This is a genomic window from Novosphingobium sp. B-7 (assembly GCF_000410615.1).
Lineage (GTDB): Bacteria > Pseudomonadota > Alphaproteobacteria > Sphingomonadales > Sphingomonadaceae > Novosphingobium > Novosphingobium capsulatum.
Map to the genome: position 1 here is coordinate 15452 of NZ_KE148517.1, position 344 is coordinate 15795.

Annotated in this window: 1 protein-coding gene; it reads right to left on the reverse strand. The window is 73.8% G+C overall.

Translation table 11 applies throughout. The annotated features are described in order from the left end of the window. Window positions 1-344, reverse strand: a 344-nt coding sequence (locus H926_RS34360; protein WP_237741188.1) for an NAD(P)-dependent oxidoreductase, incomplete at both ends; no start/stop codon positions are given.

Sequence of the window (344 nt, forward strand, 5' to 3'; positions counted from 1 at the left end):
GATCAGCCCGGCCCCGCGCGGCAGGCGGGCGAGTGCCGCGCGATCGAGCAACCCGTGGGTCTGTGCCGTCAACGGCAGCAGGGTGACCAGGATATCGGCCTGCGCCAAGGCCACGGCCAGGCCAGCATCTCCTGCCAGCATGGGGATCGTGCCATCGGCAGCGCCCCGCCCGCTGCGGCTCCATCCCACCACGGGAAAGCCGGTGCGCGCCAGCAGGGCCGCGCTGGCCTGGCCCATTTCCCCCATGCCCAGGATGGTCACCCGGCGCTCTGCCAGGCGAGGCTGGGCCAGCGGTTGCCAGCAGGCGGCGGCTTGCTGCGCGCGATAGGCGGGCACCTCGGCGA